General features: G+C 71.3%; 19 protein-coding genes. 13 read left to right on the top strand and 6 right to left on the bottom strand.

Annotated features, from left to right (window positions below; genetic code table 11):
* Nucleotides 1-44: 44 nt before the first annotated feature.
* A complete protein-coding gene (locus ACFY8U_RS13190) occupies nucleotides 45-1,073 on the bottom strand; it encodes a 4-hydroxy-3-methylbut-2-enyl diphosphate reductase (protein WP_389569318.1) in 1,029 nt (342 codons plus the stop codon).
* Between the two features lie 81 nt (nucleotides 1,074-1,154).
* Between ACFY8U_RS13190 and ACFY8U_RS13185 the strand changes: the two genes are divergently transcribed.
* From ACFY8U_RS13185 to ACFY8U_RS13170, 4 genes are all read left to right on the top strand, one after another.
* Complete coding sequence (locus tag ACFY8U_RS13185) at nucleotides 1,155-2,519, top strand: APC family permease (protein ID WP_389569315.1); 1,365 nt, start codon at nucleotides 1,155-1,157, stop codon at nucleotides 2,517-2,519.
* Nucleotides 2,520-2,659: 140 nt separating this feature from the next.
* Complete coding sequence (gene xseA / locus ACFY8U_RS13180; RefSeq protein ID WP_389569312.1) at nucleotides 2,660-3,880, top strand: exodeoxyribonuclease VII large subunit; 1,221 nt, start codon at nucleotides 2,660-2,662, stop codon at nucleotides 3,878-3,880.
* A 10-nt stretch (nucleotides 3,881-3,890) separates the two neighbouring features.
* Nucleotides 3,891-4,130 (top strand): exodeoxyribonuclease VII small subunit, encoded by a 240-nt coding sequence (locus tag ACFY8U_RS13175; RefSeq protein ID WP_361597021.1) that lies wholly within the window; start codon nucleotides 3,891-3,893, stop codon nucleotides 4,128-4,130.
* 135 nt (nucleotides 4,131-4,265) lie between these two features.
* Nucleotides 4,266-4,856 (top strand): malonic semialdehyde reductase, encoded by a 591-nt coding sequence (locus ACFY8U_RS13170; protein WP_389569309.1) that lies wholly within the window; start codon nucleotides 4,266-4,268, stop codon nucleotides 4,854-4,856.
* A gap of 92 nt (nucleotides 4,857-4,948) precedes the next feature.
* Here ACFY8U_RS13170 and ACFY8U_RS13165 read toward each other — a convergent pair whose 3' ends face one another.
* Nucleotides 4,949-5,482, bottom strand: coding sequence for a DUF4245 domain-containing protein (locus tag ACFY8U_RS13165; RefSeq protein WP_389569306.1), 534 nt, complete (start codon nucleotides 5,480-5,482; stop codon nucleotides 4,949-4,951).
* 118 nt (nucleotides 5,483-5,600) lie between these two features.
* Here ACFY8U_RS13165 and glpX point away from each other — a divergent pair, with 118 nt between their 5' ends.
* Nucleotides 5,601-6,632 (top strand): class II fructose-bisphosphatase, encoded by a 1,032-nt coding sequence (glpX, locus tag ACFY8U_RS13160; RefSeq protein WP_361597015.1) that lies wholly within the window; start codon nucleotides 5,601-5,603, stop codon nucleotides 6,630-6,632.
* Between the two features lie 94 nt (nucleotides 6,633-6,726).
* Here the strand turns inward: glpX and ACFY8U_RS13155 are convergent, their stop codons facing one another.
* Nucleotides 6,727-7,098, bottom strand: coding sequence for a WhiB family transcriptional regulator (locus ACFY8U_RS13155; RefSeq protein WP_361668220.1), 372 nt, complete (start codon nucleotides 7,096-7,098; stop codon nucleotides 6,727-6,729).
* 321 nt (nucleotides 7,099-7,419) lie between these two features.
* Complete coding sequence (locus tag ACFY8U_RS13150; RefSeq protein ID WP_389569301.1) at nucleotides 7,420-8,133, bottom strand: DUF1707 domain-containing protein; 714 nt, start codon at nucleotides 8,131-8,133, stop codon at nucleotides 7,420-7,422.
* A 115-nt stretch (nucleotides 8,134-8,248) separates the two neighbouring features.
* On the opposite strand from ACFY8U_RS13150, the gene ACFY8U_RS13145 reads away from it, so the two are divergent.
* From ACFY8U_RS13145 to ACFY8U_RS13125, 5 genes are all read left to right on the top strand, one after another.
* Complete coding sequence (locus ACFY8U_RS13145; protein ID WP_361643414.1) at nucleotides 8,249-8,611, top strand: DUF1304 domain-containing protein; 363 nt, start codon at nucleotides 8,249-8,251, stop codon at nucleotides 8,609-8,611.
* Complete coding sequence (locus ACFY8U_RS13140) at nucleotides 8,608-9,282, top strand: TetR/AcrR family transcriptional regulator (protein WP_389569299.1); 675 nt, start codon at nucleotides 8,608-8,610, stop codon at nucleotides 9,280-9,282. Before ACFY8U_RS13145 ends, ACFY8U_RS13140 begins: the two co-directional genes overlap by 4 nt.
* Nucleotides 9,283-9,389: 107 nt before the next feature.
* Nucleotides 9,390-11,060 (top strand): fumarate hydratase, encoded by a 1,671-nt coding sequence (locus ACFY8U_RS13135; RefSeq protein WP_361668212.1) that lies wholly within the window; start codon nucleotides 9,390-9,392, stop codon nucleotides 11,058-11,060.
* Between the two features lie 195 nt (nucleotides 11,061-11,255).
* On the top strand, nucleotides 11,256-11,654 hold the full coding sequence (locus ACFY8U_RS13130) for a VOC family protein (protein WP_389569296.1): 399 nt from the start codon (nucleotides 11,256-11,258) through the stop codon (nucleotides 11,652-11,654).
* Nucleotides 11,655-11,716: 62 nt separating this feature from the next.
* Entirely contained in the window at nucleotides 11,717-12,379 is a 663-nt protein-coding gene (locus ACFY8U_RS13125) for a lipoprotein (RefSeq protein ID WP_389569293.1), read from the top strand.
* Between the two features lie 108 nt (nucleotides 12,380-12,487).
* Here the strand turns inward: ACFY8U_RS13125 and ACFY8U_RS13120 are convergent, their stop codons facing one another.
* Entirely contained in the window at nucleotides 12,488-14,014 is a 1,527-nt protein-coding gene (locus tag ACFY8U_RS13120; protein WP_389569291.1) for a ricin-type beta-trefoil lectin domain protein, read from the bottom strand.
* A gap of 105 nt (nucleotides 14,015-14,119) precedes the next feature.
* Here ACFY8U_RS13120 and ACFY8U_RS13115 point away from each other — a divergent pair, with 105 nt between their 5' ends.
* The 3 genes from ACFY8U_RS13115 (at nucleotide 14,120) to ACFY8U_RS13105 (ending at nucleotide 18,602) form a co-directional block, all read left to right on the top strand.
* Nucleotides 14,120-15,523, top strand: a complete 1,404-nt coding sequence (locus ACFY8U_RS13115) for a class II fumarate hydratase (RefSeq protein WP_389569289.1) — start codon at nucleotides 14,120-14,122, stop codon at nucleotides 15,521-15,523.
* Between the two features lie 44 nt (nucleotides 15,524-15,567).
* Nucleotides 15,568-16,233 carry a DUF402 domain-containing protein gene (locus tag ACFY8U_RS13110; protein WP_389569286.1) on the top strand — a complete coding sequence of 222 codons (666 nt, stop codon included), beginning with the start codon at nucleotides 15,568-15,570 and terminating at the stop codon, nucleotides 16,231-16,233.
* A 290-nt stretch (nucleotides 16,234-16,523) separates the two neighbouring features.
* A complete protein-coding gene (locus tag ACFY8U_RS13105) occupies nucleotides 16,524-18,602 on the top strand; it encodes a SpoIIE family protein phosphatase (RefSeq protein WP_389569283.1) in 2,079 nt (692 codons plus the stop codon).
* Nucleotides 18,603-18,738: 136 nt separating this feature from the next.
* On the opposite strand, the gene ACFY8U_RS13100 is transcribed toward ACFY8U_RS13105, so the two are convergent.
* Entirely contained in the window at nucleotides 18,739-20,928 is a 2,190-nt protein-coding gene (locus ACFY8U_RS13100; RefSeq protein ID WP_389569280.1) for a transglycosylase domain-containing protein, read from the bottom strand.
* Nucleotides 20,929-21,094 lie beyond the last annotated feature (166 nt).

The raw sequence follows: 21,094 nt of genomic DNA, 5'->3' as shown, positions 1-21,094 counted from the left end.
TGGACGCCACCCCTGCCACCCCCGAAGAGGGGACGCCGAGGGGACTACTCCTTGACGAGCTTCGCCGCCTCGGCGCGCAGGTCCTTGTTCCGGAGCTCCTTCGGCAGCGAGAACGTCAGCGACTCGTCGGCCGTCTTGACGATCTCCACGTCCGCGTAGCCACGCTCGGAGAGCCACTCCAGAACCTCCTGGACGAGGACGTCCGGCACCGAGGCGCCCGACGACAGGCCGACCGAGGTGACACCCTCCAGCCAGGCCTCGTCGATCTCGCTCGCGAAGTCGACGAGGTACGCGGCCGGTACGCCGGCCTGCTTGGCGACCTCGACCATACGGATCGAGTTCGAGGAGTTCTTCGAGCCGACGACGATCACCAGCTCGGCCTGGCCGGCGAGCTCCTTGATGGCCAGCTGGCGGTTCTGCGTCGCGTAACAGATGTCGTCGGACGGCGGGGAGATCAGCTGCGGGAACTTCTCCTTCAGCGCGTCCACCGTCTCCATCGTCTCGTCGACCGAGAGCGTGGTCTGGGAGAGCCAGACGACCCTGGACGGGTCGCGGACCTCGACCTTGGCCACGTCCTCCGGGCCGTCGACGAGCTGGATGTGGTCGGGGGCCTCGCCGGAGGTGCCGATGACCTCCTCGTGGCCCTCGTGGCCGATCAGGAGGATGTCGAAGTCCTCGTTGGCGAACCGCACGGCCTCCTTGTGCACCTTTGTGACCAGCGGGCAGGTCGCGTCGATGGTCTTCAGACGGCCCTCACGGGCCTCCTCGTGCACGGTCGGGGCGACACCGTGCGCGGAGAACATCACGATGTTGCCCGGCGGCACCTCGGTCGCCTGGTCGACGAAGACGGCGCCCTTCCGCTCCAGGGTCTGGACGACGTACTTGTTGTGCACGATCTCGTGGCGGACGTAGATCGGCGCGCCGTACTGCTCCAGCGCCTTCTCCACCGCGATCACGGCACGGTCCACGCCCGCGCAGTAGCCGCGGGGAGCGGCGAGCAGGACACGCTTCGGGCGGTTCGTCGTGGTCGCGTTCTCGGGCGTCGACGCGGGCGTAGCAGTCATGCGTCCCATCGTAAGGCCGCGTGATACCACGGCCGGCTACGGCCGCGTCGGTGCGGCGGGTGATCGAGAACGTGGCCGAGACTGGGGCGCATGGCCGAGGAAGCTCAGGTGGCAGCGCACACCGGACTGCGGCGGACCCTGGGGTTCCGCGACCTTGTCGTCTACGGGCTGCTCTTCATCGCGCCCATGGCCCCCGTCGGCGTCTTCGGCACGCTGGACGCGAAGTCGCACGGCGCGGTGGCGCTCGTGTACGTCGTCGCCACGGTCGCGATGGCGTTCACCGCTTTCAGCTACGCGCAGATGGTGCGGGTCGCCCCGTTCGCGGGCTCCGTCTTCACGTACGCGCGCAAGGGCCTGGGCGAGGGGCCGGGGTTCATCGCCGGGTGGATGGCGATGCTCGACTACCTGCTGATCCCGGCCGTGGCCTATCTCTTCGCGGGCATCGCGATGGAGGCGCTGGTCCCGGAGGTGGACCGGTGGGTGTGGACGGCGATCGCGGTGGTCGTCACCACGGCGCTCAACCTGTGGGGGGTGCGGGCGGCGGCGCGGGTCGGCTTCGCGGTGCTCGCCATGGAGATCGTGGTGCTGCTGGTCTTCGTGGTGTCGGCGGTGGTCGTACTCGTACGGGACGGCGCGCGGCGCGACTGGTGGTCGCCGCTGGCCGGTGACGAGACGTTCTCGACGGCTGCCGTCCTGGGCGCGGTGTCGGTGGCCGTGCTCTCGTACCTCGGCTTCGACGCGATCGCCTCGTTCGCGGAGGAGGTGACCGGGGGCTCGGAGAAGGTGGCGCGGGCTGTCCTTTTCTGCCTGGTGCTCGCCGGCGTGCTCTTCGTCGCGCAGACGTATCTGGTGGCGCTCCTGGAACCGCTGTCGTCGGCGGAGCTCGCGGCGGATCCGGCGAAGCAGGGTTCGGCCTTCTACGACGCGGTGGACGTGTCCGTGGGGACGTGGCTGCACGACCTGGTGGCGGTGTCGAAGGCGATCGGCGCGGCGTTCGCCGCGCTGGCGGGGCAGGCGGCGGCGGGCCGGCTGCTCTTCGCCATGGGCCGTGAGCGGCGGCTGCCGCGGCTGCTCGGCCGTACGGACGGGGGCGTGCCGCGGGTGGCTCTGCTGCTGGCGGCGGTGGTGACGATGGTGGCGGCGGTCTGGGCGGCCCAGCGGGACGACGGCCTCGACCACCTGGTGTCGGTGGTCGACATCGGGGCGCTGACGGCGTTCGTGCTGCTGCACGCGAGCGTGGTGGGCTGGTTCGCGGTCCGGCGGATGGAAGGGCCGCCGCACTGGCTGTGGCACGTCGCGATGCCGGTGGTGGGGGCGGCGATCCTGATCGCGGTGATCGTGGAGGCGTCGGCCACGGCCCAGGTGGTCGGCGTGATCTGGCTGGGCGTGGGCCTGGTGGTCCTGGCGGTCCAGGGCACGGCGCGAGGCGAGTCAGCCGGGCGACGGGACGAGTGAGCCGCGAGCGGCAGGAGACTTGAGCGGGGCTTGAGGGGGCCGGGGGGCGTTAGGGGGCAGGGGGGCTTGAGCGCGCCGGGGGCCTCGCAGGCTGCCTGACCGGCGCCCGCGATGTCCGTGGTCGCCACTACGCTCGGCGCATGGCTCTCAACACGTCCGCCGAAGCGCCGCTGCCCGTCGGAGAGGTCTCCCGGCTGATCGGGGGGTGGATCGACCGGCTCGGTGCCGTCTGGGTCGAGGGGCAGATCACGCAGTTGTCGCGGCGGCCCGGTGCCGGGGTCGTGTTCCTGACGCTGCGGGATCCGTCGTACGACATCTCCATCGGCGTGACCTGCTACCGCCAGGTCTTCGACGCCGTCGCCGACATCGTCTCGGAGGGCGCCCGCGTCGTCGTGCACGCCAAGCCCGAGTGGTACGCGCCGCGCGGCCAGCTGTCGCTGCGCGCGGTGGAGATCAAGCCGGTCGGCATCGGTGAGCTCCTGGCCCGCCTGGAGCAGCTCAAGCGGAGCCTCGGCGCCGAGGGCCTCTTCGCGCTCGACCGCAAGAAGCCGCTGCCCTTCCTCCCCCAGCTCGTCGGCCTCGTCGTCGGCCGCGCCTCCGCCGCCGAGCGGGACGTCCTGGAGAACGCGCGGCGCCGCTGGCCCGCCGTCCGCTTCGAGGTGCGGAACGTGGCGGTGCAGGGCGTGAAGGCCGTGCCCCAGGTCGTCCAGGCCGTGAAGGAGCTGGACGCGCACGAAGGGGTGGACGTGATCATCGTGGCCCGGGGCGGCGGCAGCGTCGAGGACCTGCTGCCGTTCTCGGACGAGCAGCTGATCCGTACCGTCGCCGACTGCCGTACGCCGGTGGTCTCGGCGATCGGCCACGAGCCGGACTCGCCTCTGCTCGACCTCGTCGCCGACCTGCGCGCCTCCACGCCGACCGACGCCGCCAAGAAGGTCGTACCGGACGTCGGCGAGGAGCTCGACCGGGTGCAGGGCCTGCGGGACCGGGCCCTGCGGACCGTGCGGGGGCTGCTCGACCGGGAGGAGCGCGGGCTCGCGCACGCGCTCGGGCGGCCCGTCATGGAGCATCCGCAGCGGATGGTGGAGCTGCGCGAGGACGAGCTCGACGCGCTGCTGGCCCGGAGCCGCCGGACGCTCGGGCATCTGCTCGACCGGGCCGACTCGGAGCTCTCGCACACCCGGGCCCGCGTCCGCGCACTGTCACCCGCCGCGACGATGGAGCGCGGGTACGCCGTGCTCCAGAAGGCGGACGGGACGGTCGTGCGGTCGCCGGATGAGGTCGCGGTGGACGAGGAGCTGCGGGCGCGGGTCGCGGCGGGCGAGTTCACGGTGCGGCGCGCTGTCGGACCCGACGCATAGGGTGGTTCCCATGGCAGCCACCACGGAAGAGGCGCTCGGATACGAGCAGGCACGCGACGAGTTGATCGAGGTCGTTCGCCGTCTGGAGACGGGCGGAACGACCCTGGAGGAGTCGCTCGCGCTCTGGGAGCGTGGGGAGGAATTGGCGAAGGTGTGCCGGCGTTGGCTGGAAGGCGCTCGAGCCCGCCTCGACGCCGCGATGTCCGCTCCCGACGACGGCGACGAGGCCGAACCTGCCGAGTCCGGCTGAGGCCCGAAGGAGACCGGGCGGCGACGAGCGTGATGTGAACCGGATCACTATCCGGTTCATTTGGTTGAAAGTTAACCAATCGCCGCCGTACGGTGAGGGCATCGCTTGAACCCCCTTGTCCGGAAGGTACGCAGCATGTCCCTCGCCCTTGACCCCGCCGCCCAGGACCTCCTTTTCCGTGAGGCCCGCACCGCCAACACCTTCACCGACGAGCCGGTGACCGACGAGCAGGTCCAGGCGATCTACGACCTCGTCAAGTACGGGCCGACCGCCTTCAACCAGACCCCGCTGCGTATCACCCTGGTCCGCTCCCCCGAGGCCCGCGAGCGCCTGGTCAAGCACATGGCCGAGGGCAACCAGGCGAAGACCGCCGCCGCCCCGCTGGTCGCGATCCTCTCCGCCGACAACGAGTTCCACGAGGAGCTCCCGGCCCTGCTGCCGCACTTCCCGCAGGCCAAGGACATGTTCTTCGCCGAGCGCCCGGCCCGCGAGAGCGCCGCGCTCCTGAACGCCGCCCTGCAGGCCGCGTACTTCATCGTCGGCGTCCGCGCCGCCGGCCTGGCCGCCGGCCCGATGACCGGTCTGGACTTCGCCGGGCTCCAGAAGGAGTTCCTGGACGCCGACCACACCCCGCTGATGGTCGTCAACATCGGCAAGCCGGGCGAGGACGCCTGGTTCCCGCGCTCCCCGCGCCTCGCCTACGACGAGGTCGTCACCACGGTCTGACCCCCGTCGGCAGCCACGCGAAAGCCCCCGGACTCCTGGAGTCCGGGGGCTTTCGCGTACAGCCACGTCATGTGTCACATGCGCCGCGACGCTCACACCTTCTTCGACTGCAGCGCGCCCGCCATCTCGGCCAGCCGCTCGAACGAGGCCGTCCCCGTCACGACCGTCGTCGCGCCACCGTCCGTGCGGACCAGGGCGTCGTACTTCGGGCCCTCCCAGCGCTGCCAGACCTGACCGGCGACCGTCTGGGTCTTCCCGGAGTCCTTGGCCTTCTGGGTGACGTCGGGAACGTACTTGTCGGGCTCCTCCGTCGACTGGTGGATCGCCACGTACTGCGTGTCCGGGTCGAGGAAGCCCAGCTGCCAGGCATCGTGCTGCTCGCGCTTGTACGAGACCACGGTCGCCTTCCACCCCTCCCCGAGACCCTCGGGGGCCAGCACCGCGTACGGCGCCGCCCGCTGTGCCGTCACCAGCTCGACCCGGTAGTCCTTCGCCTTGACCGGATCCGCGTCCTCGTCGTGCGGGATGAAGAGATACATCACGCCCGCCGCGGCCATGATCACCGCCAGGGACTGGACCATCCCGCGTACCGTCTGCCTGCCTCGCATACCTGCCACGCCCACCATGGTCGCATCATGGTGTTGTGCTCATCCGTGGGCCCCTCTGCTCAATTTGTCGACGTACCGATAGAGTCGCAGCACCCTCTTTATTTCCGGCCGTCGCCGTACAGAAAGGTGCGCTCCGATGACCGAGCACTCCCTGCCGTCCGAGCTGGAGGTCTCTCCCGAGGCCCCCGACCGCAACCTCGCCCTGGAGCTGGTCCGCGTCACGGAGGCCGCCGCCATGGCCGCCGGCCGCTGGGTCGGCCGCGGCGACAAGATCGGTGCGGACGGCGCCGCGGTGAACGCCATGCGGACGCTGATCTCCACCGTCTCGATGAACGGCGTCGTCGTCATCGGCGAGGGCGAGAAGGACGAAGCCCCGATGCTGTTCAACGGCGAGCGGGTCGGCGACGGCACCGGCGCCGAGGTGGACATCGCCGTGGACCCGATCGACGGCACGACGCTCAACGCCAAGGGCATGCCCAACGCGATCGCCGTCCTGGCCGCCGCCGACCGCGGCACCATGTTCGACCCGTCCGCGGTCTTCTACATGGACAAGCTGGTCACCGGCCCCGAGGCCGCCGACTTCGTCGACATCAACGCGCCCGTCTCGGTCAACATCCGCCGCGTCGCCAAGGCCAAGGGCATGGCCCCCGAGGACGTCACCGTCGTCATCCTGGACCGCCCCCGCCACGAGGGCATCGTCAAGGAGATCCGCGAGACCGGCGCCCGGATCAAGTTCATCACCGACGGCGACGTCGCCGGCTCGATCATGGCCGTCCGCGAGGGCACCGGCGTGGACCTGCTCCTCGGCATCGGCGGCACGCCCGAGGGCATCATCTCGGCCTGCGCCATAAAGTGCCTGGGCGGTGTCATCCAGGGCAAGCTGTGGCCCAAGGACGAGGCCGAGCGCCAGAAGGCGATCGACGCCGGGCACGACCTGGACCGGGTGCTCTCCACCAACGACCTGGTCAGCGGCGAGAACGTGTTCTTCGTCGCCACCGGCATCACGGACGGCGAGCTGCTGCGCGGTGTCCGCTACCGCTCGGAGACCGCGACCACGTCCTCGCTGGTGATGCGCTCGAAGTCCGGCACGATCCGCCAGATCGACTCCACGCACCGGCTCTCGAAGCTCCGCGCGTACAGCAAGATCGACTTCGACCGCGCCAAGTAGCAGGGACTGCGGTACGGGAAGGGGCGCCCCCATGTGCGGTGGGGGCGCCCCTTCCTGTACGTACGGCCGACGTCGACGGAGCCGCTCGGCCCCGTCAGCCGGCCGCGGCGATGGGATCGGCGGACGCCGCCTTCTTGAGCTCCACCTCGCGCCGCCTGCGCCGGGCGAGCACGACGCGGCGCTCGGCGGCGGTGAGCCCGCCCCACACTCCGTACGGCTCGGGCTGGAGCAGCGCGTGCTCCCGGCACTCGACCATCACGGGACAGCGGGCACAGACGCGCTTGGCGGCCTCCTCACGGGAGAGCCGCGAGGCGGTCGGCTCCTTGGACGGGGCGAAGAACAGTCCGGCTTCGTCCCGACGGCACACCGCCTCCGTGTGCCAGGGACCGGCCTCGTCCTCCCGAGCGGGGGCACGCTGGGGCGGGACGGCGGCGACCTGGAGGGGCTGATGCGGCAGTTGCAGCACGGTCTACTCCTGACGACGGCTTCGCGAGCGAGAGACGATGCAGCAAGCCCTACCCGCTGTACGCGCGCCTATGCACTGCGTGCCGCCGAGTTCCGGAGTGCGGAATCCCATGGGCGGAATCCGGTCACTCCGTCCCGCCTGGTCAGAGGCGTGGATCAGGACCCGGGGAGCCACGGCCTGGAACCAGGGCCGGGGGTCAGGGCCCGGGGAGCACGGCCTGGAACCAGGGCCGGGGGTCAGGGCCCGGGGATCAGGCCTAGAGCCAGGGGCCGGGAGGCCAGGGGCCCGGGGATCAGGCCGGAGGGCCGGGGGCCCGGGCCCTCAGTGGCCGAGGTGCTTGCGCAGCTTGTCCTGCACGTGGTTCTGCAGGTCCGTGATCCACTTGCCGCGCTTGGGCTTGGCCTCGACGTTGCCGAAGACCGAGAAGCCGTTGATCACGACCACCGGAGCCTGCGGGTCGGCGGCCTCCAGGTTCACGACCTCGAAGTTGCCGAAGATCCCGGTGCCGTTGCCCCGCAGGCTGATGTTCTCCGGGACGCGCACCTCGACGTTGCCGAAGATCGACGTGGCGTTGATCGTGGTCAGCCGCTGGGCGAAGAGCGCCTCGGTCAGGTCGATCTCGATGTTGCCGAAGAGCGCGAACGCGTTGGTCCTGCGGCCCACGCGCCAGCGGCCCTTGCGGGTGGTACTGGAGAAGACAGCGACCAGGCTGTCGGCGGGCCCCGAGGCGTCGTCGGGGCCGTAGGCGTACGACACGTCGGGCTGCTGGCGGGTGCGGTTCCCCGCGGGCAGATCGCGGACGATCGGCTCCAGCTCGCCCACGGTCTTGGCGCGGTAGACGGCGTCGATCCGCTCGGAGTGCTCCTCGGCGTCGATCCGGCCCTCGGCCATGGCGTCCCTGAGGATGTCCGCGATCCGGTCCCGGTCGGCGTCCGACGCGCGCAGGGAATCCCCCGGAGCGGCGGCGGGAGCGGCCGGAGCGGGGGCGGGCTCGGCGGGGGCGACCGGCTTCTGAGGCTGCTTTTCGAGGTCCACGACCCCAGCCTAGCGAAACGCGATAGATCGCGACTAGGGGGCACGACCGGACGCCCCGAACGGGACTTCCCACCCGCCGCGAGTTTCTGGACAGCTGTCCAGCTATCCTGGACACATGTCCATCACTGCGAACGTCGCCGTCGGCCTTGTCGCCGCCCTGCACGCCTACATCCTCGTTCTGGAGATGTTCCTCTGGGAGCGCCGCCCGGGGCGCGAACTCTCCGGCTTCGACGCCCCCATGGCCCGCGCCACCGCGCCCCTGGCCGCCAACCAGGGCCTGTACAACGGCTTCCTCGCGGCCGGTCTTGTCTGGGGCCTGATCGCCGACGACCCCACCGGGTACCGGGTCCAGGTCTTCTTCCTCTCCTGCGTGGTGATCGCCGGCGTGTACGGCGGCCTCACCGCCAACCGCCGGATCCTGTTCGCGCAGGCACTGCCCGGGGCGCTCGCCCTCGCCGCCGTACTGTGGGCGGGATGACCGCCTCAGCCCCCGACCCCAGCGCCACCGACCCCAGCGCCACCGGCTCCCGCGCCACCGGCCCCGCGGACGCGGGCCCCGCCGAGCCCGGCCCCGCCGACCCTCGCGCGGCCGACCCCCGCGCCGCCCGCACGCGCGCGCGGCTGCGCGCCGCGCTGTGGGAGGAGTGCGCCGAGCGCCCCCTCGACGAGGTCGGGGTCGCCGCGCTCGTCCGCCGGGCGGGCGTCGGCCGGGCCACGTTCTACCTGCACTACCCCGACCTCCAGGCCCTCGCCGTCGACGCCTGCGCCGATGTCGTACGGGACGCGGTCGAGGCCCTCCACGCCTGGCGCGGTACGCCCGACCCGGCCGCCCCGCCGCCCGCCCTCGCCGCCTTCTTCGCCGAGGTCGGGCCCCGGGCGCCGCTCTACCGCGGCCTGCTGCGACCGGGCGGCGGCGGGCCACTCGGCGAGCTGCTCCACCGTGAGCTGCGCGCGTACAGCCGGCGCGAGCGGGAACTGGCCGGGGGCCCCGAGCCGGCCCTCGTCGCCTCCGCGGTCGCGGCGGCCTTCGGGGGGCTGCTCGCGGACTGGGTGCACGGCCTGATCGACGCCTCCCCCGAGCAGCTCGCCGACCGCACCTGGCGGCTGCTGATCTCCCTCCACCGCACACCGCTGCCGCACACCCCCTAAGTGAGCCTTACCTCACAGGATCGGTCGCCCGGCCGCGCTCTACGCTGGAGGAGGCGCCGCCAATGGAGGTGGCGCCGCTGTCTGCCGAGTGAGGAATGGCTGCCGTCATGCCAGAGTTTTCGTACTCCGATCTGCTCCCCCTGGGAGAGGACACCACGCCCTACCGCCTGGTGACCGCCGAAGGTGTCTCCACCTTCGAGGCCGACGGCCGTACGTTCCTCAAGGTCGAGCCGGAGGCGCTGCGCACCCTCGCCGCCGAGGCGATCCACGACATCCAGCACTACCTGCGCCCGGCCCACCTCGCCCAGCTGCGGCGGATCATCGACGACCCGGAGGCGTCGAGCAACGACAAGTTCGTCGCGCTCGACCTCCTCAAGAACGCGAACATCGCCGCCGCGGGTGTCCTCCCCATGTGCCAGGACACCGGCACGGCGATCGTCATGGGCAAGCGCGGCCAGAACGTGCTGACCCCCGGACGCGACGAGGAGGCCCTGTCCAAGGGCATCTACGACGCGTACACCAAGCTCAACCTGCGGTACTCGCAGATGGCCCCCGTCACCATGTGGGAGGAGAAGAACACCGGCTCGAACCTGCCCGCGCAGATCGAGCTGTACGCGACCGACGGCGGCGCGTACAAGTTCCTCTTCATGGCCAAGGGCGGCGGCTCGGCCAACAAGTCCTTCCTCTACCAGGAGACGAAGGCCGTGCTCAACGAGGCGAGCATGATGAAGTTCCTGGAGGAGAAGATCCGTTCGCTCGGTACGGCCGCCTGCCCGCCGTACCACCTGGCGATCGTCGTCGGCGGTACCTCCGCCGAGTTCGCGCTGAAGACCGCGAAGTACGCCTCCGCGCACTACCTGGACGAGCTGCCCACCGAGGGCTCGGCCGAGACCGGCCACGGCTTCCGGGACAAGGAGCTGGAGGAGAAGGTCTTCGAGCTCACGCAGAAGATCGGCATCGGCGCGCAGTTCGGCGGAAAGTACTTCTGCCACGACGTCCGTGTCGTCCGGCTGCCGCGCCACGGCGCCTCGCTGCCCGTCGCGATCGCCGTGTCCTGCTCGGCGGACCGCCAGGCCGTCGCCAAGATCACCGCCGAGGGCGTCTTCCTGGAGCAGCTGGAGACCGACCCGGCGCGCTTCCTGCCGGAGACGACGGACGAGCACCTCTCCACGGAGAGCGACGTCGTGAAGATCGACCTCAACCAGCCGATGGACGAGATCCTCGCCGAGCTGACCAAGTACCCGGTCAAGACGCGGCTCTCGCTCACCGGCCCGCTGGTCGTGGCCCGCGACATCGCGCACGCCAAGATCAAGGAGCGGCTCGACGCGGGCGAGGAGATGCCCCAGTACCTGAAGGACCACCCGGTCTACTACGCGGGCCCGGCGAAGACCCCCGAGGGCTACGCCTCCGGCTCCTTCGGCCCGACGACGGCCGGCCGGATGGACTCCTACGTCGAGCAGTTCCAGGCGGCGGGCGGCTCCAAGGTCATGCTGGCCAAGGGCAACCGCTCGAAGCAGGTCACGGACGCGTGCGGCAGCCACGGCGGCTTCTACCTGGGCTCCATCGGCGGCCCGGCGGCGCGCCTCGCGCAGGACTGCATCAAGAAGGTCGAGGTCGTCGAGTACGAGGAGCTCGGCATGGAGGCGGTCTGGAAGATCGAGGTCGAGGACTTCCCGGCGTTCATCGTCGTGGACGACAAGGGCAACGACTTCTTCCAGAACCCGGCCCCGGAGCCGACGTTCACCCACATCCCGGTCCGCGGCCCGGGCCTCGCCTGACCCGTACGCCGGCCGGAGGGGCCCCGACAGGGGCCCTGGGCGCGGGACCGACCGCCTGCGCCCTGGCCATCGTCGGCGGCACCCGGCTGATCGCCCGCCGGCGGGCTCCCCTCTCCCCCCCAGGGCCAACTAGGTCGGTTTCCGACCTAGTCGGCTCCTACGATCCCGGCATCGGACAAGGAGAGGGGAACATCCATGTTGCGAGGTCTCACCACCGTCAGCTTCTGGGCCGACGATCTGGCGGCCGCGAAGGCCTGGTACACGGAACTGCTGGGTCTTGAGCCGTACTTCGAGCGGCCCGGGTACGCGGAGTTCCGCATCGGCGACCACCAGCACGAGCTCGGGCTGATCGACCGCGCCTACGCGCCCGCCGCCTTGGCCACGGACGGGCCGGGCGGCGCGATCGTGTACTGGCACGTGGACGACGTGCGCGCGACGTTCGACCGGCTGCTCTCCCTGGGCGCGAAGGAGTACGAGCCGCTCACGCCCCGCGGGCCGGGATTCGTCACCGCCTCGGTGACCGACCCGTTCGGGAACGTCCTGGGTGTCATGGAGAACCAGCACTACCTGGACGTCCTGGCCGCGCTCCGGTAGCGCCCTGCCGCCGGGGGGAAACCCGGAGGTGGGGGCCGGGGCGGCCCGGATAACCTGCGCGCATGAGACATCCGATACGGGTCGTGGTCCCGGCCCTCGCCGTCCTGGCGGCCGCCGGGGCGCTGACCGGCTGCGGGGCCGACGCGAAGCCCGCCCCCGACGCGGCGCCCGACAAGGCGCCCCACGCCGCCGCGACCACCGCGGCGGCCGGCTCCGGCACGGACGCCGGGGCGGCCAAGGCCGCGGCGTCCGTCGGGGCTCCGGGTACCGCCTGTGCGCTGCCGGTCTCCTTCGGCCTGGCGGCGGACTGGAAGCCGCAGGCCGTCAAGGCCACCGACGACGAGGTCTTCGCCGCCCTCGGCAAGCAGGGCCCCGCGACGATGACCTGCGAGATCGACGCGAAGCCGGCCGGCAACATCGGCTATCTGCGCGTCTGGACCGCGGACAAGGGCCCGGCCCGCGCCGCCCTCGAAGGGTTCGTGAAGGCGGAGGAGAACACCTCCGAGGTCTCCTACAAGGAGACGAAGGCCGGTGCGCTGCCGGCCGTGGAGGTGACGTACACCGTCTACAACAAGCTGATGGAGGAGTCGAAGGAGGAGCGCGCCTTCGCCGTCGCCACCCCGAAGGGGACGGTCATCGTCCACCTCGGCGGACTCGACACCGAGGAGCACCGGGAGATGCTCCCTGCCTACGAGCTGGCCCGCACCACCCTCAAGGCCCTCTAGAGGTCACGGCCCGTGGAGGGCGTGCGTCTCCAGGACCCGACGGGCCTTCCGGGCATGGCCGTGGCCCCCGTCCCGCACCGGACGGGGGCCACGGCGTCGTGGGGACGGTCAGGCGAAGCGCTGGTTCGCCGAGCCGTCGCAGGTCTGGAGCCGCAGCGGCTGCTTCGCCGCCGCCTGCGTCAGGCAGAGCCCGGTCGCGGCCGCGGGCTTGATCGTGGCCCCGTCGCGTACGAACTGCTGGTTGGCGGAGCCCGAGCAGTTCCAGATGACCAGCGCCTCGCCCGCCCGGTAGCGGGCGCCCGGGACGTCCAGGCAGCGGTCCTGGGTCAGCTCCGTGTGGACGGTCCGGCGGGCGGAGTCGTACCACCAGCCCTGGTTGCGGCCGCCGTGGCAGTCCCAGCCGAGGACGGCGGTGCCGTTCCTCGACGTGGCCGCCTCGATGTCCACGCAGTTGCCGGTGGCCTGGTTCCTCAGCGGCCGGTAGACGTCGTCCCAGGCGTACGGGAAGAGGGTCGGCGTCCCGCTGGAGTTGACGTCCGCGCAACTGGCTTCGCGCAGGCCCGAGTTGTAGATCTGCGTGAGGCAGGACGCGAAGGCGCGGTGGCCGCTCGCGTTCGGGTGGAAGGACTGCCGGACCGAGTTCTCGTCCGGGGTGCCGGGCTTGGAGAGGTCGATGTACAGACCGCGGGCCCAGGTGTCCTCCATGCAGACCTCGTGGCCGTGGAAGAGCCGCGAGTTGTCGAGGTAGGTCGCGCCGCTGTTCGCGGCCGCCCTGCGCATGCCGCGCTCGAAGGCGGGGACGGCGGTGTTGCGGCCCCAGACCGTGTCGGAGTCGTAGCCAAGCCCGCCGCAGGCGAGCTTGCCGGGGAAGTTCGGGTTGTCGGGGAAGTCCGGGCCGATGGGGCTCGGGTAGCCCATGACGACGAGCTTGTAGTCGCCGTCGGCATACCCGGCGTCGCGCATCACGGTCCTCAGGTCCCGGACGGTCTGCTCGACCTTGGGCACGAGGGCGTCGACCCGGGCCTGCCAGCCGCCGGCGTACTTCGTCTCGCACGGGCCCTGCAGGGTCAGGTAGCGCGTGACGCAGTCCGTCATCACGGGTCCGAACTGGAGATCGTCGTTGGCTCCGGCGACCAGGACGACCATCTTGATCCGGGTGTTGCGGGCCTTGACGGCCAGGTTGTCGCTCTGGACCAGTTCGTCGGCGTACTGCCTGGAGCCGCCGATCCTGATGTTGCCGCTGTACGCACCGGAGCAGGACACGTTGAAGGTGAGGTCCGCGGGGATCCCGGTGCGGTGGATGGCGGCCTCGGGCGAGCGGTGGCACCAGTTGCTCGGGCCGTTGGTGGGCGGCTCGTACGTACCGACGCCCTCGCCGGAGATCTCGCTGTCACCGAGCGAGATCAGGCCGCTCTTGCGCTGCGTGAGCGGGCGTTCCTCGGGGCTGCCGTAGATCCTGGTCGCCTCGGCTGCCCGGACGGCCTCGAGCTCGGGCGGCAGCGGTACGGCGGCGACGGTACGGGGTGTGCTCGGGGCCGCGCCGGCGGGGGCGGCGGCGGCCGTCGTTCCGAGGGCCGCGACGGCCGCGGCCGTGACCGCGATCGCCCAACGGAGTCTGTACCTGGTGCGCCTCATTGCGCCTCCTGGAAGTGGGGTTACCCACGGTTTTTACTGGCCGGTAAGCGCAATGGGAATAGCCAGAACAAGACAAGTGCTCACCTTTGCATGGAGGTTGACGTCATGAACGACGACACGAGCGAGTACCGGATCGAGCACGACTCGATGGGCGAGGTGCGGGTTCCCGCGCACGCCAAGTGGCGGGCCCAGACCCAGCGGGCCCTGGAGAACTTCCCCGTCTCGGGGCAGCGGCTGGAGCGCGCCCACATCGAGGCCCTGGCCCGGATCAAGGCCGCCGCCGCCAAGGTCAACGCCTCGCTCGGGGTGATCGACCAGGACCGCGCGGACGCCATCGCGGCAGCCGCCGCCGAGGTCGCCGAGGGCCGCTGGGACGAGCACTTCCCGGTGGACGTCTTCCAGACCGGCTCGGGCACCTCCTCCAACATGAACACCAACGAGGTCCTCGCCACGCTCGCCACCGAGCGGCTCCCCGAGGGCCGCGAGGTCCACCCCAACGACCACGTGAACGCCTCGCAGTCGTCCAACGACGTCTTCCCGTCCTCGATCCACATCGCCGCCACGGCCGCTGTGACCCACGACCTCATCCCCGCCCTCGATCATCTGGCCGCCTCGCTGGAGCGGAAATCGGCCGAATTCGCGACGGTCGTGAAGTCCGGCCGGACCCACCTCATGGACGCCACGCCGGTGACCCTCGGCCAGGAGTTCGGTGGCTACGCGGCACAGGTCAGGTACGGGATCGAGCGGCTGCGCGCCTCGCTCCCCCGGCTCGCCGAACTCCCCCTCGGCGGTACGGCGGTGGGCACCGGCATCAACACGCCACCCGGCTTCTCCGCCGCGGTCGTCGCCGAACTCGCCGACACGACCGGCCTGCCCCTCACCGAGGCCCGCGACCACTTCGAGGCGCAGGGCGCCCGGGACGGCCTGGTGGAGACGTCGGGCCAGCTCAGGACCATCGCCGTCGGACTGACGAAGATCTCCAACGATCTGCGCTGGATGGCGAGCGGCCCGCGCACCGGACTGGCCGAGATCAACCTCCCCGACCTCCAGCCCGGCTCGTCGATCATGCCGGGCAAGGTGAATCCGGTCATTCCCGAAGCCGTCCTGATGGTCGCCGCACAGGTGACCGGAAACGACACCACGGTGGCGGTGGCGGGCGCGTCCGGGAACTTCGAGCTCAACGTGATGCTCCCGGTGATGGCCAAGAACCTGCTGGAGTCCGTACGACTTCTGGCCAATGCCGCGCGCCTGCTGGCCGACCGTACCGTCGACGGGATCACCGCCAACGTCGAACGGGCCCGGGAGTACGCCGAGTCCTCGCCGTCCGTCGTCACCCCGCTGAACAGGTACATCGGCTACGAGGAGGCGGCGAAGGTGGTCAAGAGGTCCCTGGCCGAACGGAAGACGATCCGCCAGGTGGTCCTGGAGGGCGGGTACGTCGACCGGGGAGACCTGACGGTCGAACAGCTGGACGAGGCTCTCGACGTGCTGCGTATGACTCATCCGTGACCTGCGTCGCAGCGGCCGAGGGGGTGCGCCCCTAATATCTGCGCATGACAGGATCGGGCGGCTCTCAGCACTGGGCGCCGGGGGATCACATCCTCTGGCGCTACCGCGACAACGCATCCGGCGATGTGCACATCTGCCGGCCCGTGACGGTCGTGCGCGACACCGCCGACCTGCTCGCCGTCTGGATGGCGCCGGGCACCGAGTGCGTCAAGCCGGTACTCGCCGACGGCACGCCCGTCCACCAGGAACCGCTCGCCACCCGCTACACCGCCCCGCGGACCACGGTCCGCTCGCGCTGGTTCGGTACGGGTGTGCTGAAGCTGGCCCGGCCGGGCGACCCCTGGTCGGTCTGGCTGTTCTGGGAGCGCGGCTGGAGCTTCCGCAGCTGGTACGTGAACCTGGAGGAGCCGCGCACCCGGTGGTCCGGCGGCATCGACTCCGTGGACCACTTCCTCGACATCTCCGTCTACCCCGACCGCAGTTGGCTGTGGCGGGACGAGGACGAGTTCGCGCAGGCCCAGCGGGCCGGCCTGATGGACCCGGCGCAGGCCGCGCGGGTCCGTGCGGCGGGCGAAGCCGCCGTCGAGGTGATCCGGGCCTGGGGGACGCCGTTCCGCGACGGGTGGGAGGACTGGCGGCCCGATCCCGGCTGGACCGTGCCCGAACTGCCGTCGGACTGGGATCGCACCCCGGCGCACACCGCACCGTGAGACCCTTGATGCGCCCCCGGGGTGCAAACGTAGGATCGTCCTCCGCACGACGATGATCCACCGAACACGGTGTCAACCACAGAGCACAGCGCAGGACCTGACCGTAAGTCATTCTTGAGGGGGAGAGCAGTGCCGGACGTCTGCCCGGGTGTGCCGACCCCTGTCGTAGCCGCTGCTCGCGGGGCATTCAGATCCACCGCGCGCCAGGGGTTTATCCCCCGTGAAGGCGCGGCATCGGCGAGAAGAGCGAGTGCATCGCACCACCGGCCCGGACGGACGGAATCCCACGCGTGACGGAGCATCCCACCTCCCACGAAGGCCGGCAGCCGCTGGCTGCCCGGCCGCACGAGCGCACCCGCCCCCGGCAGCAAGCGGCCGAGGCGCCGGTGCCGGCGCAGCCCGGCTCGGCAGGTCCCCGGTCCGCCGCCGCAGGCAGACGCCCCGACGGCACGCCGGGCGCCGACCGTGAGCACACCGCGGACGGTTCGGGCGACGGCACCGGCCGCCCCGTGCCCGGACAGGTGGCGCCGCACACGGCGGGCAGCGCCGGAGGCGGCACGCCCGCGCAGACGGCCGCCCCGGCGGCCGCGATGGCCGTGAACGCCACCCCCGCCACCCCGAGCGCCCCGGAATCCCCGGGAACCCCCGGCGCCCCGCCGGCGCAGGACGGGGCCGCGGCCCGGCGCGAGGGCGACCGGCTGCGGTTCGTGGGCGCGGCGACCCGGCGGATCGCGCGCGGGATAGACCTCGACGAGATCGTGCTCGGGCTCTGCCGGGCGACCGTGCCGACGTTCTCCGACGCGATCCTGGTCTATCTGCGCGACCCTCTCCCGGTGGGCGACGAACGGCCGGTCGCGCCGTTCGTGCTGCGGCTGCGCCGCACCGACCGGCTCCGTTTAACGGACGTGGAGGGCGAGGAGCTGACCCTCGTCCCCGACCCGGACCCGACGCCCGCGGCCGAACTCTGCGAGGTGCGCTCCGGTGGGGCCCTGGCCGAGGTGCTGCGCGGGGTGCGGCCGGTCTTCGGCGACTCCGCGGCCGCCCGCGCCGCCCTGTCCGAGCTGCTCGGGCGGGAGCACGTCCTGCCCGGCGGCCACCGCGCGATACTCGCCCCGCTGCGCGGCCGCCGCCGGGTCATCGGCGCCGCCGTCTTCCTGCGCCGTCCCGAACGGCCCGCCTTCGAGCCCAACGACCTGCTCGTCGCGGCCCAGCTCGCCACCCACACCGCGCTCGGTATCGACAAGGCCGTGCTGTACGGCCGTGAGGCGTACATCGCCGACGAGCTCCAGCGCACGATGCTCCCCGACTCGCTGCCGCAGCCGACCGGCGTCCGGCTCGCCTCCCGCTATCTCCCGGCCGCCGAGACGGCCCGGGTGGGCGGCGACTGGTACGACGCGATCCCGCTGCCCGGCAGCCGGGTGGCGCTGGTCGTCGGCGACGTCATGGGCCACTCCATGACCTCCGCGGCGATCATGGGCCAGCTGCGGACCACGGCGCAGACCCTGGCCGGCCTCGACCTGCCGCCCCAGGAGGTCCTGCACCACCTCGACGAGCAGGCCCAGCGGCTCGGCCAGGACCGGATGGCGACCTGCATGTACGCGGTGTACGACCCGGTCTCCCACCGGATCACGATCGCCAACGCGGGGCATCCGCCGCCGATACTGCTCCACCTCGGCGGCCGGGCGGAGGTCCTGCGCGTGCCGCCGGGCGCGCCGATCGGCGTGGGCGGGGTCGACTTCGAGGCGGTCGAGCTGGACGCCCCCGCGGGCGCCACGCTGCTGCTGTACACGGACGGCCTGGTCGAGTCGCGGCTGCGGGACGTGTGGACCGGGATAGAGCAGCTCCGCGAGCGCCTGGCGGCGACCGCCCAGCTGACCGGCCCGGACCACTCGCCGCCGCTCGAGGCCCTCTGCGACGACGTCCTCGACATGCTCGGCCCGGGCGACCGGGACGACGACATCGCGCTGCTCGCGGCCCGCTTCGACGGGATCGCGCCGAGCGATGTGGCGTACTGGTTCCTGGAGCCGGAGGACGCGGCGCCGGGCCGGGCGCGGCGGCTCGCCCGGCGGGCGCTGGCGCGCTGGGACCTGGAGGAGCTCTCGGACTCGGTCGAGCTGCTGATCAGCGAGGTCGTGACGAACGCCGTGCGGTACGCGGAGCGGCCGGTGACCCTGCGGCTGCTCAAGACCGACGTCCTGCGCTGCGAGGTCGGCGACGACTCCCCGCAGCTGCCGCGCCAGCGGCGGGCGCGGGACACGGACGAGGGCGGCCGCGGGCTGTTCCTGGTGAACCGGCTGGCCAGACGGTGGGGGGCGACACGGCTCTCGGGCGGCAAGGTGGTCTGGTTCGAACTGGCCACGCGCACCTGAGCGTTCGGCCGTGGGCGGGCCGGGGCACGCGTGCGGCCCTGAGCGGACCCGCGTGCGGCCCTGAGCGGTCACGCCCGCCTGAGCGTTCCGACGTACGACGAAGGCCGGACCCCTCTCGGGTCCGGCCTTCGTCGTGTCATCGCTCGCTGCGTGCGTCGTCGTTCTCGGTGTCGCCGTCGACCGGCGGTTCGATCGTCGGCGGCACCGGGTCCGTCGTCTGCGTGGGCGGCGGCGGGACCGTGATCGTGTCCGTCGGCTGCGGCGGCGTGGTCGCCGTCGAGGTCGGCGGCGGCGTCGGGTCCGGGGACTGGGTGACGGGCGGCGGGGTCGACGTCGGGGCGTCGCCGGTCCGCGTCGGGGTCGGGTCCGGTTCCACGACGTCACCGGAGCCGTCGGTCTCCAGGTCGAACCGGGCGTCGGAGCCTCCGTCGAGCGCCGCGGTGGTGTAGTCGCCCCAGATCTGGGCGGGGGTACGGCCACCGTTGGCGCGGCCCGGGTTGATCGTGTCGGTGAGGGTGACCTGGTTGCCCTTGGGGTCCTCGCCGAAGAGGCCGACGGCGGTGACCAGTTCGGGGGTGTAGCCGACGAACCAGGCGGAGCGGTTGTTCTCCGAGGTGCCGGTCTTGCCGGCCGCCGCGTAGTCGCCGGCGGCCCGGAAGCCGGAGCCGCTGCGGACGACGCCGGTCATCCCCTTGGTGACGGTGTCGGCGGCCTCGCGGCTGATGACCTGACCGCCGATCGACTTCACCGGGTCGGCCTTGCGGTCCTTGTGCTCGGCGGACTTCACGATCGTCGGGGTGACCTTGACGCCGTGGTTGTTCAGCGTGGCGTAGACGCCGGCCATGTCCCAGGTGGAGGCGCCCATGGTGCCGAGCGACATCGCGGGGGTCTCGCCGAAGTCCGCCCCGTCCTTCATGCCGAGGTCGAGCGCGGTCTTCTTGGTGGGGCCCGGGCCGACGTCGACGATCATCTGCGCGAAGACGGAGTTGATCGAGCTGTTGGTGGCCTTCTGGACGGTGACCGGGCCGTAGCTGCGGTTGTCCTCGTTCTCCGGCTTGAAGGGGATGGAGCTGCCCACGACGGGGCGCTTGCTGGTGCCGTCGTAGATCGTGCCGAGGCCGATCTTCCGGCCGTCCTGGGTCAGGGCGCGGTTGTCGAGGGCGGAGGCGAGGACGATCGGCTTGAACGTCGAGGCGGGCTGGTAGTCGCGGCGGGTGGCGTTCGACGTCCAGTGCTCGGTGGCGCCGATGCCGCCGTACATCGCGACGACCTTGCCGGTCTTCGGGTCGACGGAGGTGGCGCCGGCCTGGACGGTGGCGTCCTTCTTGTCACCCTTGCGGTCGAGCTTCTTCTCGAGCTGCCGCTCGACCGCCTTGACCAGGTCCTTCTGCTTCTGCTCGTCGATGTTGAGCGTGATCGTCCAGCCGCCGGCCTTGATGTCCTCGGCGCTGATGCCCTGCCGCATCAGCTCCTGGTTGGCGGCCTCGACGAGGTAGCCGCGCTGCCCCTCCATGCCGGGGGCGGCCTTCTCCTTGAGCGGTGCGGGGAACTTCAGCGTGGCCCGCTCCGTCGGGTCGAGCCAGCCCTCCTCGACCATGTTGTCGAGGGTGTAGTTCCAGCGCTCCTCGACCAGCTTGCGGCCGGTCGGCGAGGCGGCGGTCCAGTCGTACTGGTTGGGGGCCTGGAGCAGGGAGGCGAGGTAGGCGCCCTGGGCGACGTTCAGCTTGGCGGCGTCGACGCCGTAGTACGACTGGGCGGCGGCCTGGATGCCGTACGCGCTGCGGCCGTAGAAGCTCGTGTTCATGTACCCGGCGAGGATGTCCGACTTCGAACTCTGCTGGTCGACCTTGAGCGCGATCACCATTTCCCTGAGCTTGCGGGTGACCGTCTGGTCCTGGTCCAGGTAGTAGTTCTTCACGTACTGCTGGGTGATGGTCGAACCACCCTGCTTGCCCTTGCCGGAGATCGTGTTGAGGGCGCCGCGGACGGTGCCCTTGATGTCGATGCCGTTGTCCTTGTAGAAGGTCTTGTTCTCGGCGGCGACGAAGGCGTACTGCACCTCGCGCGGGATCTTCTCCAGGCCCACGATCTCGCGGTTGATCTCACCGGTGCGGGCGAGGATCTTGCCGTTCTCGTACTTGTAGACGTTGCTCTGCATGGTCGCCTGGGCGTTGGCCGTCGGCACCGGGACCATCACGTAGATCGTGTAGAACGCGCCCATCAGGAGCAGGCAGCCGACGAAGAACGTGCCCAGGATCTTCTTCCAGGTGAAGAGACGGCGTATGCGCCCGCCCTTCTTCCCCTGGCCCTTGTCCGCTCGGCCCATGTTCTCCGTCGCTCCGCTCGTCGTGGTCTCGGGCAGGTGTCCGCTCCGAATCAGCTCAGCAAGCTAACACCGCCGATGCTGACAAAGTGCACTCGATCCGGTCTTTTCCGGACGTGAGAATCAGCACCTGTCTCGCTGGAACCGACGCTCCTGGGGCACGGATGGT

The organism is Streptomyces sp. NPDC012508 (assembly GCF_042902595.1).
Taxonomy (GTDB): Bacteria; Actinomycetota; Actinomycetes; order Streptomycetales; family Streptomycetaceae; genus Streptomyces.
The sequence above is the reverse complement of the archived record's forward strand: the minus strand, read 5'-3'. Positions and strand labels throughout refer to the sequence as shown.

Excerpts from the sequence above, each read along its gene's own strand:
- ACFY8U_RS13145 (WP_361643414.1), top strand. The coding sequence starts at position 8,249 with ATGTCCATCACTGCGAACGTCGCCGTCGGCCTTGTCGCCGCCCTGCAC.
- glpX (WP_361597015.1), top strand. The coding sequence starts at position 5,601 with ATGACCGAGCACTCCCTGCCGTCCGAGCTGGAGGTCTCTCCCGAGGCC.
- ACFY8U_RS13165 (WP_389569306.1), bottom strand. The coding sequence starts at position 5,482 with ATGGTGGGCGTGGCAGGTATGCGAGGCAGGCAGACGGTACGCGGGATG.
- ACFY8U_RS13140 (WP_389569299.1), top strand. The coding sequence starts at position 8,608 with ATGACCGCCTCAGCCCCCGACCCCAGCGCCACCGACCCCAGCGCCACC.
- ACFY8U_RS13100 (WP_389569280.1), bottom strand. The coding sequence starts at position 20,928 with ATGGGCCGAGCGGACAAGGGCCAGGGGAAGAAGGGCGGGCGCATACGC.
- ACFY8U_RS13125 (WP_389569293.1), top strand. The coding sequence starts at position 11,717 with ATGAGACATCCGATACGGGTCGTGGTCCCGGCCCTCGCCGTCCTGGCG.
- ACFY8U_RS13110 (WP_389569286.1), top strand. The coding sequence starts at position 15,568 with ATGACAGGATCGGGCGGCTCTCAGCACTGGGCGCCGGGGGATCACATC.
- ACFY8U_RS13120 (WP_389569291.1), bottom strand. The coding sequence starts at position 14,014 with ATGAGGCGCACCAGGTACAGACTCCGTTGGGCGATCGCGGTCACGGCC.
- ACFY8U_RS13170 (WP_389569309.1), top strand. The coding sequence starts at position 4,266 with ATGTCCCTCGCCCTTGACCCCGCCGCCCAGGACCTCCTTTTCCGTGAG.
- ACFY8U_RS13135 (WP_361668212.1), top strand. The coding sequence starts at position 9,390 with ATGCCAGAGTTTTCGTACTCCGATCTGCTCCCCCTGGGAGAGGACACC.
- ACFY8U_RS13190 (WP_389569318.1), bottom strand. The coding sequence starts at position 1,073 with ATGGGACGCATGACTGCTACGCCCGCGTCGACGCCCGAGAACGCGACC.
- ACFY8U_RS13185 (WP_389569315.1), top strand. The coding sequence starts at position 1,155 with ATGGCCGAGGAAGCTCAGGTGGCAGCGCACACCGGACTGCGGCGGACC.
- xseA (WP_389569312.1), top strand. The coding sequence starts at position 2,660 with ATGGCTCTCAACACGTCCGCCGAAGCGCCGCTGCCCGTCGGAGAGGTC.
- ACFY8U_RS13175 (WP_361597021.1), top strand. The coding sequence starts at position 3,891 with ATGGCAGCCACCACGGAAGAGGCGCTCGGATACGAGCAGGCACGCGAC.
- ACFY8U_RS13130 (WP_389569296.1), top strand. The coding sequence starts at position 11,256 with ATGTTGCGAGGTCTCACCACCGTCAGCTTCTGGGCCGACGATCTGGCG.
- ACFY8U_RS13115 (WP_389569289.1), top strand. The coding sequence starts at position 14,120 with ATGAACGACGACACGAGCGAGTACCGGATCGAGCACGACTCGATGGGC.